Source organism: Actinomadura napierensis (genome assembly GCF_039529375.1).
GTDB classification, from domain to species: domain Bacteria; phylum Actinomycetota; class Actinomycetes; order Streptosporangiales; family Streptosporangiaceae; genus Spirillospora; species Spirillospora napierensis.
The window spans coordinates 18,677-35,304 of the sequence record NZ_BAAAMR010000011.1 but is presented as its reverse complement, the minus strand read 5'-3'; the positions used below and the strand labels follow the sequence as shown (position 1 = coordinate 35,304).

The following is a 16,628-nucleotide window of genomic DNA, read 5'->3' as shown; positions in this document are numbered from 1 at the left end:
GCAGGCCCGGCCGCGCGTACAGTTATCAGCCGTGCCGGCCCCCGGGGCCGGCACGGCTGCTGCGTATCCGGCAGGAAAACCGTCGTCCCACAGATCGAGCGATCCTTGGCCCCCACACTCGATCGCCATGTCGTCACGGCCGTCCTCGTCGCCCATGACGGCGCGCGCTGGCTGCCGGAGACGCTGAAGGCGCTGCTGACGCAGGCGCGGCCGGTGCAGCGCCTGGTGACCGTGGACACCGGAAGCCGCGACCGCGGGCCGGCCGTCCTCGCCGAGGTGGTCGGCGGGCGCGACGTCCTCACGCTGCCCCGCACCACCGGCTACGGCGAGGCCGTCGCGGAGGCGCTCCGCCAGGACGCGGCGTCCGCCCCCGTCCCCGACGACGACCCCGGGAACCCGCGCACCGAGTGGGTCTGGCTGCTGCACGACGACTCGGTGCCCGACCACGACGCGCTCGACCGGCTGCTGCGGACGGCCGAGGCCGACCCGAACATCGCCGTCCTCGGCCCCAAGCTCCGCGACTTCGACGACCGGCGCGTGCTGCGCGAGGCCGGCACGTCCGTCGACGGGGCCGGGCGCCGCTGGACCGGCATCGACCGGCGCGAGTTCGACCAGGGCCAGCACGACGGCGTCCGCGACGTGCTGGCCGTCTCCAGCGCCGGGATGCTGGTGCGGCGCGACGTGTGGGAGCGGCTCGGCGGCTTCGACGTCGAGTACGGCGTCTTCCGCGACGACCTCGACTTCTGCTGGCGCGCGCACGCCGCCGGGCACCGGGTGGTCGTCGCGACCGACGCGGTCCTCTACCACGCCGAGGCCGCCCGCCGCGGGCTGCGCCGGATCGGCATGACCTCCGACCACCCGCTGCGCCGCGACCGCCGCAACGCGCTCTACACGCTGCTGGCGAACCAGCCGTTCCGCGCCATGCTGCGGACGCTGGTCCGCAACATCTGGACGTCGCTGGTGCACGCGCTCGTCCTCACGGTCACCAAGCGGCCCACCGCCGCGCGCGCGGAACTCGCCGCGCTCACCGACGTCCTGCGCGACCCCGGCCGGCTGCGGCGGGCCCGCGCCGCCCGCGCGGACGGCCGCGCGCGCGTGCACCGCAGCGTGCGGCGGTTCCAGCCCCGGATGGTCGTGCTGCGCCGGATCGCCGAGGGGATCTCGGAGTTCTTCGCCGCCCACGAGCACGACCGCGAGTCCGAGGACGAGATCACCGACGAGCCGGGGCCGATCCGCCGGCTGCTGGCCCGTCCGGGCGTGCTGGTCGTGCTGGCGCTCGCCGCGGTCACCGCCGCGGCGGAGCGATCGCTGGTCACCGCGGCCGGGCGCCTCGGCGGCGGCGCGCTCGTGCCCGCGTGGGGCGGCGCGAGCGACCTGTGGGAGCAGTACCTGGCCGGCTTCCACCCGGTCGGGCTCGGCACCGACGCGGGAAGCCCCCCGTACGTCGGGTTCCTGGCGCTGCTGTCGACGGTCCTGTTCGGCAAGCCGTGGCTGGCGGTGGCGGTCCTGCTGCTCGGCAGCGTCCCACTGGCCGGGCTGACCGCCTACCGCGCGTCCCGGGTGCTGGTGCTGGAGCCGCCGCGGAGCGGCCGCCGCGCCCGCAAGAGCGGCCGCCGCATCCCCGTCTCCGCCGTCCGCGTGTGGTTCGCCGCCGTGTACGCGCTGCTGCCCGCCGCGACCGGCGCCATCGCGGGCGGACGGCTCGGTACCGCGATCGTCCTCGTCCTGCTCCCGCTGGTCGCGCTGCAGGTCGCCCGCATGTACGGGCTGCCGCGGTTCGCCGCCGACCCTGCCACGCTGCGCAAGCGCGCCGGACGCGCCGCCTGGGCGGTCGCGCTGCTGCTGACCGTCGCGACGGCGTTCGTCCCGCTCGCCTGGCCGCTGGCCCTGGCGGGCGGCGGGCTGGTCTGGGCCCTGTTCGACCGGCGCCGCCGGCAGGACCGCCGCAACCTCGTCATCGCGCTCGGCGTGCCGCCGCTGCTGCTGTTCCCCTGGACGCTCGGGCTGCTGCTGCACCCGTCGCGGTTCCTGCTGGAGGCGGGGCTGAACCGGTCGTTCGAACCGGCGACGGCGGCCGAGCTGCTCGCCCTGAACCCCGGCGGCCCGGGGACGCCCGTGTGGTGGACGCTCACCGGGCTGTTCGCCGCCGCGGTGTGCGCGCTGCCGCTGCGCGGCCGCCGGACCGCCGTCCTCGCGGGCTGGCTGCTGGCCGTCGCGGGGCTGCTCGTCGCGATCCTCACCGGCGCCGCCACCGTCACCAAGGGCGCGGACGCGGCCCCGGCCTGGCCCGGCGTCGCGCTCGTCTTCGCGGGCGCCGGGGTGCTGCTGGCCGCGACCGCCGCCGTCCAGCGCGGCACCGAGGTCCTCGCCGGCAACCATCTGCTCTACAAGGCGGGCGGCGCGGTCGTCGTCCTCGCCGCGCTCACCGCGCCGCTGCTGGCGGCGGGCGCCTGGGTCGTCCGGGGCGCGGACGGTCCGCTCGGGACGGTCGGCGCGGACACCGTCCCGGAGTTCGTCAAGGCGCCCGGCGGGCCGCGCACGCTCGTCCTGCACGGCGGACCGTCCGGCCGCGTCGCCTACACGCTGCTGCGCGGCGACCGCCCGAGGCTCGGCGAGGCCGAGACGCAGGCCGCCGGGCCGGGCGAACGGCGCCTGGACCGGCTGGTCGCCGGCCTCGCCGTCAACCGGGAGGGCGACGACGGGCCCGCGCTGTCGCGTATGGGCGTCCAGTACGTGCTGGTGCCGCACCCCGGGTCCGACCCCGTCACCAAGGTCCTGGACGCGGCGCCCGAACTGACCCGGCTCAGCCGGACGGGCACGTTCGCGGTGTGGCGCCTGCAGGCGAACTCCGCGCGCATGATGCTCGTGCAAGGCTCCACCGTCACGCCGCTGCGGGCGGGCAAGACCGGTGCCCGCGTGCGCATCCCGGCGGGCACGGGCGCCCGCACGCTGCTGCTGGCCGAACCGTCCGACGGCGGATGGAAGGCGAAGCTGAACGGCCGCGGCCTCAAGTCGCGGACCGTGGACGGTTGGGCGCAGGGCTACGACGTCCCCGCGTCGGGCGGCGAGTTCACGCTGGAGCGCGGCATGCGGATGCGGCATACCTGGCTCATCGTCCAGGGCGTGGCGGTGCTGCTCGTCGCCGTGCTGGCGCTGCCCGGCGCGCAGGCGGACGCCCTCATGTCGAGCGGCGAGCGCCACCGCGAACGGCGGGAAGGGCGCGAACGGGGCGGCCGGCGTACGAGGCGCGGCGGGCACCGGGCGCGCGTCCGCCACGAGCCGACGCCCACGGAGCCCGTGGAAGAGCCCGTGAAGGACGAGCCTGCACCGGACGAGCCCGCGAAGGAACCGGCGCCGGAGCCCGAGCCTGTGGCGTCCGAGGAGAGCTGACATGGAAAAAGTCGGCACGAAAAAAGTCGGCATGGAGAGAGTGCTGAAGCTCCTCGGCATGCGCTACGCCATCGCAGCCCTAGTCCTGGTCGGCCTCGCCGCGCTCTACGGAGCCGCGTCCTTCTCGCGCCCGGGCAATGCCGAGGAGGGGAACCGGAGCGAACCGGTCAACGCCGCGGTGATGGTCTGCCCGGGCCACGAGGGCGGCCGCGTCAGCGTCCAGTCCCTCCCGCAGAAGCGGACCGGCGGGCGCCTCGACGTGGCCGACACCCGCGGCGGCTCCCCGCTCGCCTCCATGACCGCGCCCGGCCACGGCTGGGACAAGGACATGGGGACGACCAAGGACGCCTTCACCGTCCGCGCGAGCGGCGCCCTCGCCGCCGGGCTGGAGGCCGAGCAGACCACCTACTGGCCGCACGGCGACGACCGCGGCCTCGCCAACGCCCGCTGCGCCCGTCCCGGCACCGACCTGTGGTTCCTCGGCCCCGGGCCGCTCGCCGCCGACGGGCTCGACCTCTACCTCACCAACGTCGACGCCCAGCCGGCGTCCGTCGACCTCGCCGCGATGTCCGGCGAGGGGCCGCTCGACACCACCGAGGGGCGGGCCACGCCCGTCGCCCCCTACAGCACCAGCGTGATCAAGATCGGCGGGCAGCCCGAGGGGCTCGGCGACATCGTCGAGACCGCGCGCGACCTCGCCCTCAACGTGCACACCACCGCCGGACGCGTCGCGGCGTCGCTGCGGGTGCGGATCGGGAAGAAGAAGGGCGTCGAGTGGCTGCCGCTGTCGCCCGAGCCCGCCGCGTCCCTGGTCGTGCCCGGTGTGCCCGGCGGCGACGGCCAGCGCCGGCTGCTCCTCGCGGTGCCCGGCGAGACGGACGCGCGGATCAAGGTGCGGGCCGTCACCGCCGACGGCGCGTTCGCCCCGCAGGGCCAGGACGAGGTGGACGCGCCCGCGCAGAGCGTCACCGCCATCGACCTCGCCGGGGCCCTGTCGGGCCGGGCCGCGGCCGTCCGGCTCGACTCCGACCAGCCGATCATCGGCGGCTTCTCCGCCGCGCGCGGCGCCGACGTCGCCTACGGCACCGCGACCGAGCCGCTCGGCGGCGCGTCCGGCGCCTCCGCGGTGATCGCCGACGACCGGTACGACGCGTCCGTCACCCTCACCGCGCCCGCCGGTGCCGCCGCCGTCCAGATCACGACGATGGACGGCCAGGGCGCCGGCTCACCGCAGAACGTCCGGATCGCGGCCGGGCGGACCGTCGAGACGAAGCTGCCCCCGCCCCGCGACGGGGACGACGACAAGGGCTACGGCGCCGTCGTCACCGTCCAGCCAGGCTCGGGCCCGGTCTACGGCGCCCGGACCATCGCCAAGGGCAAGGGCGACGGCTACCTGTTCACCGTCCTGCCACTGATGCCCGCGCCGGCCACCCTCCGGCTGCCGCCGACCGACGACAGCCAGACCGCCCTGACGCCCTAGCCGGCGCGCTGGCCCGGCGCGCTAGTCGTCGGGGGAGTCGTAGCTCGGGTCGACGGACTCGGGGGAGAGGCCGAGGAGGTCGGCGACCTCCTCCACCAGCAGGTCGCGCACCAGCCGGCCGAGCTCCTGCTCGCCGGACGCGCGGGCCTCCACGGGACGCCGGAACACCACGATCCGGACGGGCCGGCCGGCCTCGCCGGGGACGGTCCGGCCGAGCGGCACGGGACCGTCGAACCACGGCTCGACGTCCGGCACCTCCTCGACGCCGAACTCCACCCCGGCCAGCTCCCGGCCCCAGCGCGCGCCGAGCCGCCGCACCTCGTCGTGGACGAGGTCGTCGAACCTCTCCGCGCGGGACCGCGAGATCGGCGCCTGCGGGGGCGTCAGAGGGCCACGGAGGCCGCGACCGTGCCGATCGCGGCGCCGTACGCCTGCCACACGGGATCCCACCTCACCAGGGTACCTCCCGCCGCACGCGAATCCCTGTCCCCGCATCAGGAACACCCGTCTCCACCCCCGCAACACCGTCCTGGCGACCCGGACACGTCCGGCACGGTGAGAGTTCAGGTCCACACGGTATGTGTTTGTTACCCCGGAAATCAGCCGGTAACGGCGACACGTGCGGCCGGGTGGTGGCGGAGGCGGCGGGAGCGAGGTACGGTCGGCCATCGTGAGCCCCGTCCGCACCTGCTCCCGCACCGCCTGCAAAGCGCCGGCAGTCTTCACGCTCACGTACGTCTACCGCGACTCGACCGCTGTCCTGGGGCCCCTCGCCACGTACGCCGAGCCGCACTGCTACGACCTGTGCGCGGAGCACTCGGAGCGGCTGACCGCTCCCATGGGCTGGGAGCTCGTCCGGCTCCCCGTCGAGGAGGAGTCCGAGCCGAGCGCCGACGACCTGGAGGCCCTCGCCGACGCCGTCCGCGAGGCCGCCCGGCCCGCGCCCGGCCCCGGCCAGGAGCCGGTCGGCCAGGGCACCGAGGTCGGCCGCCGCGGGCACCTGCGGGTCCTGCGCTCCGAGCCCGCGGGCACGCAGCCGCAGGAGTGACCCCGGCCGCGACCGGCACCGGCACCGGATCGGGCCGCCGCCGCACTTCCCGGTAGGCTCGGTGACCCCGCCATCATCCGGTCATCACTTGCGTACAGGGGAGCAGGAGTGGGCGACCTCGCCAAGATCTTCAAGGCGTACGACATCCGCGGTGTCGTGCCCGACGAGCTGGACGCCGCCGTCGCCGAGGCGGCCGGTGCGGCGTTCGTGCGGGTGACCGGGGCGGAGGCGATCGTCACCGCGCACGACATGCGCGAGTCGTCGGTCCCGCTGGCCGCCGCGTTCGCCCGCGGCGCCACCTCCCAGGGCGCGGATGTCGTCGAGGCCGGCCTCGGCTCGACCGACATGCTCTACTACGCCAGTGGCGACCTCGGCATCCCCGGCGCGATGTTCACCGCGAGCCATAACCCGGCCAGGTACAACGGCATCAAGCTGTGCCGGGCGGGCGCCAAGCCGGTCGGCCGCGACACCGGGCTCACCGAGATCCGCGAGATGATCGAGAACGGTGTCCCCGCCTACGACGGCGAGCCGGGCTCGGTGACGCAGCGCGACGTCCTGCACGGCTACGCCGATCACCTCAAGACGCTCGTCGACCTGTCCTCGATCCGCCCGCTGAAGGTCGTCGTGGACGCGGGCAACGGCATGGGCGGCCACACCGTCCCGGTCGTGTTCGAGGGGCTGCCGATCGACCTCGTCGCGCTGTACTTCGAGCTGGACGGCACCTTCCCCAACCACGAGGCGAACCCGATCGAGCCGGAGAACCTGCGCGACCTGCAGGCCAAGGTCCGCGAGACCGGCGCCGACATCGGGCTGGCCTTCGACGGCGACGCCGACCGCTGCTTCGTGGTGGACGAGCGCGGCGAGATCGTCGCCCCGTCCGCGATCACCGCGCTGGTCGCGACCCGGGAGCTGGCCAAGCACCCCGGCGCCTCCATCGTGCACAACCTGATCACCTCGAAGGCCGTCCCGGAGATCGTCACCGAGAACGGCGGCACCCCCGTCCGGACCCGCGTCGGGCACTCGTTCATCAAGCAGACGATGGCCGAGACGGGCGCGGTGTTCGGCGGCGAGCACTCGGCGCACTTCTACTTCCGCGACTTCTGGTTCGCCGACTCCGGCATGCTGGCCGCGCTGCACGTGCTGGCCGCGCTGGGGGAGCAGGACGGGCCGCTGTCGGGGCTGCTGGAGGAGTACACGCGGTACGTCGCGTCCGGCGAGATCAACAGCGAGGTCGCCGACCAGGACGCCGCCGCGGGCAAGGTGCGCGAGGCGTTCGCGGGCCGCCCCGGCGTTACGATCGACGAGCTGGACGGCCTGACCGTCGGCGACGAGTCCGCCGGCTGGTGGTTCAACCTCCGGCCGTCCAACACCGAGCCGCTGCTGCGCCTCAACGCGGAGGCCGGCGACGAGGCGACCATGGCGGCGATCCGCGACGAGGTCCTTGCCATCGTGAGGGAGAAGTGACGCTGCTATGACCATGAAGCTGGACTCCTGGCTGCTGGAGATCCTGGCCTGCCCGAACTGCGGCGGCGAGCTGCGCGCCGACGACGCGGCCGCCGAGCTGGTGTGCACCGGCTCCTGCGGCTACGCCTACCCGGTCCGCGACGACATCCCCGTCCTCCTCGTCGACGAGGCCCGGGCGCCCGCTTCGTGAGCACGCCGGACCCCGGGCGGCTGGAGGAGGCGCGGGACGTCGAGGCGGCCGACCCGGGCGGGATGCTGCGGCAGGTCGCCTCGTCGGCGGCGCAGATCCGGGAGGCGCGGCGCGCCGCGGCCGAGGCGGGCGTCGAGGCGCTCGCGGACGACGGGCGGCCGCGCGCGATCGTGGTCACCGGCATGGGCGGCTCCGGGATCTCCGGGGACGTGCTCGCGGCGGTGTGCGGCCTCGGCTGCCCCGTCCCGATCACCACGGTGCGCGGGTACCGGCTGCCCGGCTGGGTCGGCGCCGCCGACCTGGTGATCGCGGTGTCGTGCTCCGGCTCCACCGAGGAGACCCTGGAAGTGGCGGCGGAGGCGGCCCGGCGCGGCTGCCGGCTGCTGTGCGTCGGCGGCGCCGGCTCGCCGCTGGCGGAGCTCGCCGCCCGCAGCCGCGCCCTGTTCGTCCCGGTGCGGTCGGTGGGGCAGCCGCGCTCCACGCTGTGGGGGCTGACGGTCCCGCTGCTGGTGGCGGCCCGCGCGCTGCGCCTGGCGGACGTCCCCGACGAGGTGCTGGAGTCCACGGCGGTCCTGCTGGAGGACGTCGCGCACCGGTGCCGTCCGGACAGCGAGCCGTTCGTGAACCCGGCCAAGCGGGTCGCCCTCGACCTCGCCGGCGACGTGCCGCTGGTGTGGGGGACGTCTCAGCTCGCCGAGACGGCCGCCTACCGCATGTGCTGCCAGCTCAACGAGAACGCCAAGTACCCGGGCGTCTACGGCGCACTGCCGGAGGCGGACCACAACCAGGTGATGGCGTTCGACGGCTTCTTCGCGGGCGGCGGATCCCCGGCCGACCCGGCCGACCCGGACGGGTCATTGTGGGGGCCGACCCCCACACCCCCCGACAACGACGATTTCTTCCGCGACCGCTCCGAGGACGCCGAGCACGGCCTGCACCTGGTCGTCCTGCGCGACACCGACGAGCATCCGCAGACGGCGAAGCGGCGCGAGGCGTCCGTCGAGATGGCCCGGGCCCGCGGCGTCGCGGTGACGGAGATCCCCGCCGAGGGCGCCCATCCGCTGGAGAGAATCGCGACAATGATCGCGCTGGCGGACTATGTCACGGTTTACTTGGCCATCACGCTGGGCGTCGACCCGACGCCCGTGCGGGCCATTCAAGAGCTCAAAGCGAGGATTGCCTAGATGAGTGCTGAGGGTGGGACGAAGGCCATCATCGCGGCCCTGGCCGCCAACCTCGGAATCGCCGTGTCCAAGATGGTCGCGTTCGCGTTCACGGGGTCGTCGTCGATGCTGGCGGAGTCGATCCACTCGGTCGCGGACTCGGGGAACCAGGGCCTGCTGCTGCTGGGCCGCAAGCGCTCCGAGCGCGACCGCACGCCCGAGCACCCGTTCGGCTTCGGGCGGGAGCGCTACTTCTACGCGTTCGTCGTCGCGGTCGTGCTGTTCACCGTCGGGTCGGCGTTCTCGCTGTACGAGGGGTACCACAAGATCTCCCACCCGGAGGAGGTCGAGTCGCCGGTCTGGGCGTTCGTGGTGCTGATCGTGGCGATCGGGATGGAGGGCTTCTCCTTCCGCACCGCGATCAAGGAGTCGAACACGCTGCGCGGCGCCAACTCGTGGTGGGCGTTCATCCGCCGCGCGAAGGCGCCCGAGCTGCCCGTCGTCCTGCTGGAGGACGCGGCGGCGCTGATCGGCCTGGTCCTGGCGCTGTTCGGCGTCTCGATGGCGGTCGCGACCGGCAACGGGCGCTGGGACGGCATCGGCACCGTCGCCATCGGCATCCTGCTCGGCCTGGTCGCCACGGTGCTGGCGATCGAGACCAAGAGCCTGCTGATCGGCGAGGGCGTCGACGCCGAGCAGGAGAAGCGGATCATCGACGCGCTGGAGTCGGTGGAGCAGGTCGACCACGTCATCCACATCCGGACCGAGTACATCGGCCCGGAGGAGCTGCTGGTCGCCGCCAAGATCGCCGTGCACCACGACGACACCGCCGCCGAGGTGGCCCGCGGCATCGACGCCGCCGAGGCCAAGATCCGCGCGGAGATCCCCGAGGCGGGCCTGATCTACCTGGAGCCGGCGCTGGACGAGGCGGACCGCAGCAACGCCAAGACCGCCGAGAAGGCGGCCGGCGAGAACGTCTGACGGCCCTTCACCTGGCCTGCCCGGCGCGGGCCCTCGACGGGCCGGCGCGGGCGGCCGCACGGGATCCCTCGCCGGGCGGTCGGAGCCAGGTGCCGGCCGAACCCCAGCCCAGGCGAGACCGGCGAGTGCCTCCGCGGAGGCGGGCGGCGCGGCCGTCCGGCGAGGTGCTTCCCATGCTTCCCCGCCCGGACCCCTGAAACCGGGCGGTTGGCGTGACCGCGGCGACCCCGCCGAACCCCCTACGTCGGCGGTGCCGCCGTTGCGGTCACGGTTAAGACATTACGTCCGCGCCGATCGTCCGCACGTCCCCCGCAAGGAGGGATCGGGGGTCGTCCTCCAGGGGGATTCCGGCCGCGCGCATACCACCGCACGGTGAGGTGATGAGCCCGACCAGCGGTCAGTATTGAGGAGTGACCAGCGATGACAAGGCCCGGCCCGGACCCGGCCCCGCGGGGTTCGGCCCGGCCGTCGCCCACCAGGCGTGGCGGCTGTCCGGCCGGATCGTGGCGGGGGTGGGGCAGCTCCTGCTGTGGATCCTCACCGGTATCGGGCGGCTGCTGCGGCCCCTGGCCGTCAGGCTCGGCGCCCGGCTGAACGGCGGCGCCGCGCGCCCGCCGGTCCCCGGCGCGCCCGGGATGCCGCCGGGGCGCGCGGCCGGTGAGACGGCGCCGCTGCCCCGCTGGATCAACACCTGGGCCGACTTCGCCGGCGCCTGGTACTTCGCTCCGCTGACCGGCCTCGCGCTGACGATCGCCGCGCTGGCCGAGCTGGCGCCGAGCACCGGGTCCCCGCTCAGCCTCGCCGGCGGCTTCGCGGTCGCCTCGACGCTCCCGCTCGTCTGGCGCCGCGAGAACCTGCGGCCCGTCGCGGCCGTGGTCCTCGGCGCGTTCGCGGCCGGTCTGCTCACCGGCCAGCAGCTGCTGATCACCACCGCGTTCGCCGCGCTGTACACCCTGTACGCGCTCGGCCGGCAGCTGCCCCGGCAGTCCGCCGGCGTCCTCGCGGCCGGGAGCGTCGCCACCGTCGCCGTCGTGTACCTCGCCACGGGCACGCTCGACGACGTCCCGTGGCCGGCGGCGGTCGTCGCCGTGCTGGCCGCCATCGGCCTCGGCGACGCGCGCCGCGCCGTCGAGTCCGCCGGACGCACCGAGGCGGAGGCCGAGGAGCGCACCAACGAGACCCTCACCCGGCTCACCGCCGTCCAGCGTGAGCAGGCGGTCATGCGGGAGCGCGCCCGGATCGCCCGCGAGCTGCACGACGTGGTCGCGCACTCCGTATCGATGATCGCCGTGCAGGCCGAGACCGCCCCGTACACGATGGACGACCTGTCGCCCGAGGCCCGCGCCGGCTACACCGAGATCGCCAAGACGGCCCGCGACGCGCTGGTGGAGATGCGCCGGCTGCTCAGCGTGCTGCGCGCCGACGCCAAGCCCGAACCGGACGCCGCCAACTCCCCGCAACCCCGTCTGGACCGGCTGCCCGACCTGATCGAGCAGCACCGCGGCGCCGGCGGCGCCGTCGACCTCGCCGTGCACGGCGACCCGCGCGCGCTGTCGACGACCGTGGAGCTGTCGGCGTACCGGATCGTCCAGGAAGCCCTCACGAACGCGCGGCGGCACGCCCCCGGCGCCGGAGTGCACGTCGACCTCACCTTCCTCCCCGACCGGCTCGCCGTCCGCGTCCGCGACGACGGCCCCGCCGCGCGCACCCGGGTGCTGAACCGCGACGACCCGTCCGCCCGTACCGCGGTACTGGGCCCCTCCGGCGGGCCCGCCGGGCCGACCCGGCTGGAGGGCGCGCAACCCGGCGGGCCGGGTGGACAGGGCGGACACGGTCTCGTCGGCATGCGGGAACGTGCGACCATGCTGGGCGGACGGTTCTCCGCCGGCCCGGCCACCGAGGGCGGGTTCCTGGTGGAGGCCGAGCTGCCGCTGACGAGGGAGGGGAATTCCACCGGTGGACACGGCTTCGAGGCGCCCCCCGGCCGCCGCTGACCGGGCTCCCGGCCGCCGCGGGACGGGGACCGGGCGGTGATCCGGGTGCTGGTGGCGGACGACCAGACGATCGTCCGCGCCGGGTTCGCCGCGCTGCTCGCCGCGCAGGAGGACATCACCGTCGTCGGCGAGGCCGGCGACGGGCGGGAGGCGGTCCGGCTCGCCGGGCAGGGCCGTCCCGACGTCGTCGTCATGGACATCCGGATGCCCGGCATGGACGGCATCGAGGCGACCCGCCGCATCCTCGCCCAGCCCGGCTCGGAGGGCGTCCGCGTCCTCGTGCTGACCACCTTCGACGTGGACGAGTACGTCTACGAGGCCCTTGCCGTCGGCGCGTCCGGGTTCCTGCTCAAGGACGCGACCGCCGACGAGCTGGTCTCGGCCGTCCGGGTCGTCGCGCGCGGCGACTCGCTGCTGGCGCCGCAGGTCACCGGGCGGCTCATCCGCGAGTTCACCAAGCAGCGCCGCAACCGCCCGCAGGCGCCGTCGGAGCTGTCCACGCTGACGGCCCGCGAGAACGAGGTGCTCGTGCTGATCGCGGGCGGGCTGTCCAACGCCGAGATCGCCGCGCGCCTGGTGGTCAGCGAGCACACCGTCAAGACCCACGTCGCCCGGGTCTTCACCAAGCTCGGCCTGCGCGACCGCGCCCAGGCCGTCATGCTCGCCTACGAATCCGGCGTCGTCGTCCCCGGCGAGAACCAGGGCTGATCGTCGGCGCGGAGGCGTCCTGGCGGCTACGCGGGCGGGTAGGGGCCCGGCGGCGGTTGCGGGTAGGGCCGGTCCGGCGGCGGTGGCAGGTCGGCCGGGTGGGCGTTCGGAGGCGGCGGGGGCGGATAGGCCGGTCCGCCGTGCGGCGGCGGCGGGTACGCCGGGCCCGGGGCCGGCGGATAGGCGGGGGTCGCCTGCGGGTAGGCGGCCGGCTGGGGCGGGTAGCCGGGCTGGGGGCCGGGGTATCCGGGGCCTGCGTATCCGGGGCCGGGCTGGGCGGGGTAGGCCGGGGTGCGGCGGCGCTTGATGGACGGGCCGAGGAACACCACGCCGGAGCCGACCGCCAGCAGCGGGCCGACGATCATCATGATGACGCTCTGCCGGCCGTCCTTGGACTTCTGCTCGTCGAACGACCGGTTGGTGGAGTGCCCGTTGCGGATCGTCGTGCAGGTGTCGCCCTGCGACATCACGCGGCCGCCGCACTTCGCCGTGTCGCCCGGCATGGTCACCAGGCCGAGCAGGAACATGCCGATCCCGGCCACGAGGCCGAGGACCCCGTACAGCGAGTTCTTCACGCGCCGCCTCCGTCCGTCCAGCGGGATCGTAGTGGGTGCCGCCGACAGGGCGGGGGCCGCCAGCCAACGGGGCGGGGCCCGCCGGTTACCGGCGGCGGAGTAGCCGCAGCGCCTTCTCCTTCTCGAAGTCCAGCGCACGGGCGGGCGGCGCGGACAGCCGCCCGATGCGTTCGCCCAGCTCGCGGACGCCCGCCTGGACCTGCGGCTCGGCCAGCACGCGCAGCCCGAACGCCAGCTCGGCGGGGCCGATGTCGTAGCGCTTCTCCAGCGCGAGCGCGAGCGCGACGGCGCGCAGCTCGGCGTCGCCGAACCGCCGGTGGCCGCCGCCCCGCCCGGTCCCGCCGCCGGTCAGCGCGGGGTCGCGGGTCGCGGGCAGCAGCCCCAGCGTCTCCCGGTAGCGGAGCATGCGGGGCGAGGTACCGAGCCGCCGGGCGGCCTCCGTGATGCGCATGCGTCGATTCTGACAAATTCGTGTCAGAAATGCCTCCCCGACCGTGCCTCCGGCACGTCCCCGCCCGTAGACTCGCCGAGTCGGCCGGCCCGCGGGGCCGGCTCTCGCGGACGAACGACGCGCCCCGCGGGCAAAGCAGACCTGCAGCGCACGAGCGGACCTGCTGCAAGCAAGCAGACCCTGCTGCCACAAACCTGCTGCCACAAAGCAGACAAGGAGCAACGAAAGCATGGACTACAAGGTCGCCGACCTGTCGCTGGCGGACTTCGGGCGCCGGGAGATCCGGCTCGCCGAGCACGAGATGCCGGGCCTGATGGCGGTGCGCGAGGAGTACTCCGCCGCCAAGCCGCTGCGCGGGGCAAGGATCATGGGCTCCCTGCACATGACGATCCAGACCGCCGTGCTGATCGAGACGCTGGTCGATCTCGGCGCCGACGTCCGCTGGGTGTCCTGCAACATCTTCTCCACCCAGGACCACGCCGCCGCCGCGATCGTCGTCGGCAAGGACGGCACCCCCGAGGACCCGAAGGGCGTCCCGGTGTTCGCCTGGAAGGGCGAGACGCTCGAAGAGTACTGGTGGTGCACCGACCAGGCCCTGCAGTGGCCGGACGGCACCGGCCCGAACATGATCCTTGACGACGGCGGCGACGCGACCATGCTCGTCCACAAGGGCACCGAGTACGAGAAGGCCGGCGCCGTCCCGCAGGCGGCCGAGGACGACCCGGAGGAGTGGGGGATCGTCCTCGACACCCTCCGCCGCACCATCGCCGAGAAGCCGGGCCGCTGGACCGAGACCGCCGCCGCGATCAAGGGCGTCACCGAGGAGACCACCACCGGCGTCCACCGCCTGTACGAGATGGCGAAGGCCGGCACGCTCGCCTTCCCGGCGATCAACGTCAACGACTCGGTCACCAAGTCGAAGTTCGACAACAAGTACGGCTGCCGGCACTCGGTCATCGACGGCCTGAACCGCGCCACCGACGTGCTGATCGGCGGCAAGGTCGCGGTCGTGTGCGGCTACGGCGACGTCGGCAAGGGCTGCGCCGAGGCGCTGAAGGGCCAGGGCGCCCGCGTCATCGTCACCGAGATCGACCCGATCTGCGCCCTCCAGGCCGTGATGGACGGCTTCCAGGTCACCACCCTGGAGGACGTCGTCGACATCGCCGACATCTTCGTCACCACCACCGGCAACTTCAACATCATCTCGGCCGAGCAGATGAGCCGGATGAAGCACCAGGCGATCGTCTCCAACATCGGCCACTTCGACAACGAGATCGACATCGCCGGGCTCGCCAAGATCGACGGCATCGAGAAGATCGAGATCAAGCCGCAGGTGCACGAATGGCGGTTCAAGGACGGCCACTCCATCATCGTGCTGGCCGAGGGCCGCCTGATGAACCTCGGCTGCGCCACCGGCCACCCGTCGTTCGTCATGTCCAACTCGTTCACCAACCAGGTCATCGCGCAGATCGAGCTGTTCACCAAGACCGAGGAGTACCCGGTCGGCGTGTACGTGCTGCCGAAGCACCTGGACGAGAAGGTCGCCCGCCTCCACCTCGACGCGCTCGGCGTCAAGCTGACCGCCCTCACCAAGGAGCAGGCCGACTACATCGGCGTCCACGTGGAGGGCCCCTACAAGCCCGACCACTACCGGTACTGAGTTCTATTGCAGTGCCCTTGGCGGTCGGGCCCTGGGGGCCCTCCCTTCGGCGGGCAATGCGTGCGATCGCTGCATCGCTCCGACTCGGCCCTGGGGGCCTCGCTGCGCGATCAAGTTCTCGCAGGCTCGAACTTGGCTTCGCTCGCGATCGCGACGTTCGGGGTCTGCGAAGGTAGAGGTCAAGGCGGAAACGCGCGCGGCCGGGCAGGCGAACCTCGTCTGCCCGGCCGCTGGCTTCCGGCGCTGCGGGCAACATTGAGGAAGACATGAGCGATATCGCGGATGTGTCGCTGGCGTACGAGGGCGTCAAGCGGATCGAGTGGGCCGACCGGAGCATGCCCGTGCTGCGGCAGATCCGGGAGCGGTTCACCAAGGAACGCCCGCTGGACGGCCTGCGCATCGCGGCGTGCATGCACGTCACGACGGAGACCGCCTGCCTGATCCGCACCCTGCAGGCGGGCGGGGCCAGCGTGGCGCTCGCGGCGTCCAACCCGCTCTCCACCCAGGACGACACGGCCGCCGCGCTGGTGCAGGAAGACGGTGCGGAGGTCTTCGCGCGCGCGGGGATCGACCGCGAGGGCTACTACGCGCACATCCACCATGTGCTGGAGACCGGGCCCGATCTGGTGCTGGACGACGGTTGCGACCTCGTCAACATGCTGCACATAGACCGCACCGATCTGCTGCCCACGGTGAAGGCGGGGTGCGAGCAGACGACGACGGGCGTGATCCGCCTGCACCAGATGGCCCGTGAGGGCGCACTCCGGTTCCCCATGGTCGCGGTCAACGACACCGATACGAAGCACATGTTCGACAACCGGTACGGCACCGGCCAGTCGACGTTGGACGGCATCATCCGCGCCACCAACACGCTTCTCGCCGGCAAGACCGTGGTCATCGCGGGCTTCGGCTACTGCGGGCGGGGCCTCGCTGAGCGCGCGCGCGGACTGGGCGCCCGCGTGGTCATCACCGAGATCGACCCCGTGAAGGCGCTCGACGCGGCGTTGCAGGGGTTCGCCGTCCAGCCGATGGCGGAGGCCGCCGTGGACGGCGACGTCTTCATCACCGTCACCGGCAACCGCGAGGTGGTGAACGCCGAGCACCTCGCGGTCATGAAGGACGGCGCGATCCTCGCGAACTCCGGCCATTTCGACGTCGAGATCGATGTCCGGGCCCTGGAGGACATGGCCGTCGCCGTGCACCACGGCGTGCGGCCCCAGACGGACGAGTACGTCCTCGCCGATGGCCGCCGCCTGGTCCTGCTGGCGGAGGGCCGCCTCGTCAATCTGGCGGCCGCCGAGGGCCATCCGGCCGCGGTGATGGACATGTCGTTCGCCGACCAGGCGCTCACCTGCGCGTGGCTGGCCGAGTCGCACACGTCGCTGGCCGCCGCCGTCCACGACGTCCCTAAGGAGATCGACACGGAGGTGGCGCGGCTCAAGCTCGCCTCCATGTCCATCTCCATCGACCTCCTCACGCCCGACCAGGAGGACTACCTGCATTCGTGGCGTCTGGGGTCCTGAC

Annotated in this window: 14 protein-coding genes; 11 read left to right on the top strand and 3 right to left on the bottom strand. The window is 73.8% G+C overall.

The window, feature by feature from the left end:
* Positions 1-105: 105 nt before the first annotated feature.
* Together ABD296_RS08935 and ABD296_RS08930 are read left to right on the top strand one after the other, a co-directional pair.
* Positions 106-3,390 (top strand): glycosyltransferase, encoded by a 3,285-nt coding sequence (locus tag ABD296_RS08935; RefSeq protein WP_344263519.1) that lies wholly within the window; start codon positions 106-108, stop codon positions 3,388-3,390.
* A gap of 31 nt (positions 3,391-3,421) precedes the next feature.
* The gene (locus ABD296_RS08930; RefSeq protein WP_344263517.1) at positions 3,422-4,870 is read left to right on the top strand and encodes a DUF5719 family protein; all 1,449 of its coding nucleotides are present in this window, start codon (positions 3,422-3,424) and stop codon (positions 4,868-4,870) included.
* Positions 4,871-4,891: 21 nt separating this feature from the next.
* Here ABD296_RS08930 and ABD296_RS08925 read toward each other — a convergent pair whose 3' ends face one another.
* Positions 4,892-5,320 carry a metallopeptidase family protein gene (locus ABD296_RS08925; RefSeq protein WP_344263515.1) on the bottom strand — a complete coding sequence of 143 codons (429 nt, stop codon included), beginning with the start codon at positions 5,318-5,320 and terminating at the stop codon, positions 4,892-4,894.
* A 220-nt stretch (positions 5,321-5,540) separates the two neighbouring features.
* Here ABD296_RS08925 and ABD296_RS08920 point away from each other — a divergent pair, with 220 nt between their 5' ends.
* From ABD296_RS08920 to ABD296_RS08890, 7 genes are all read left to right on the top strand, one after another.
* Positions 5,541-5,918 carry a DUF3499 domain-containing protein gene (locus ABD296_RS08920; protein WP_214618398.1) on the top strand — a complete coding sequence of 126 codons (378 nt, stop codon included), beginning with the start codon at positions 5,541-5,543 and terminating at the stop codon, positions 5,916-5,918.
* 108 nt (positions 5,919-6,026) lie between these two features.
* Positions 6,027-7,382: a phosphomannomutase/phosphoglucomutase gene (locus tag ABD296_RS08915; protein ID WP_344263510.1), complete on the top strand. Its 1,356-nt coding sequence runs from the start codon at positions 6,027-6,029 to the stop codon at positions 7,380-7,382.
* A gap of 7 nt (positions 7,383-7,389) precedes the next feature.
* Positions 7,390-7,572, top strand: a complete 183-nt coding sequence (locus ABD296_RS08910) for a Trm112 family protein (protein WP_285911263.1) — start codon at positions 7,390-7,392, stop codon at positions 7,570-7,572.
* On the top strand, positions 7,569-8,756 hold the full coding sequence (locus tag ABD296_RS08905; protein ID WP_344263508.1) for a bifunctional phosphoglucose/phosphomannose isomerase: 1,188 nt from the start codon (positions 7,569-7,571) through the stop codon (positions 8,754-8,756). Before ABD296_RS08910 ends, ABD296_RS08905 begins: the two co-directional genes overlap by 4 nt.
* Positions 8,757-9,716, top strand: a complete 960-nt coding sequence (locus ABD296_RS08900; protein ID WP_344263506.1) for a cation diffusion facilitator family transporter — start codon at positions 8,757-8,759, stop codon at positions 9,714-9,716.
* A gap of 410 nt (positions 9,717-10,126) precedes the next feature.
* Entirely contained in the window at positions 10,127-11,710 is a 1,584-nt protein-coding gene (locus ABD296_RS08895) for a sensor histidine kinase (protein WP_344263504.1), read from the top strand.
* Between the two features lie 36 nt (positions 11,711-11,746).
* Positions 11,747-12,418: a response regulator transcription factor gene (locus ABD296_RS08890; protein WP_344263502.1), complete on the top strand. Its 672-nt coding sequence runs from the start codon at positions 11,747-11,749 to the stop codon at positions 12,416-12,418.
* Positions 12,419-12,444: 26 nt separating this feature from the next.
* On the opposite strand, the gene ABD296_RS08885 is transcribed toward ABD296_RS08890, so the two are convergent.
* Both ABD296_RS08885 and ABD296_RS08880 read right to left on the bottom strand, forming a co-directional pair.
* A complete protein-coding gene (locus tag ABD296_RS08885) occupies positions 12,445-12,993 on the bottom strand; it encodes a hypothetical protein (protein ID WP_344263500.1) in 549 nt (182 codons plus the stop codon).
* 85 nt (positions 12,994-13,078) lie between these two features.
* Positions 13,079-13,444, bottom strand: coding sequence for a MerR family DNA-binding transcriptional regulator (locus ABD296_RS08880; protein WP_344263498.1), 366 nt, complete (start codon positions 13,442-13,444; stop codon positions 13,079-13,081).
* A gap of 229 nt (positions 13,445-13,673) precedes the next feature.
* Here ABD296_RS08880 and ahcY (ABD296_RS08875) point away from each other — a divergent pair, with 229 nt between their 5' ends.
* Positions 13,674-15,104: an adenosylhomocysteinase gene (gene ahcY / locus ABD296_RS08875; protein ID WP_344263496.1), complete on the top strand. Its 1,431-nt coding sequence runs from the start codon at positions 13,674-13,676 to the stop codon at positions 15,102-15,104.
* A gap of 266 nt (positions 15,105-15,370) precedes the next feature.
* Positions 15,371-16,627, top strand: coding sequence for an adenosylhomocysteinase (gene ahcY / locus ABD296_RS08870; protein WP_344263494.1), 1,257 nt, complete (start codon positions 15,371-15,373; stop codon positions 16,625-16,627).
* The last annotated feature ends 1 nt before the right edge of the window (position 16,628 follow it).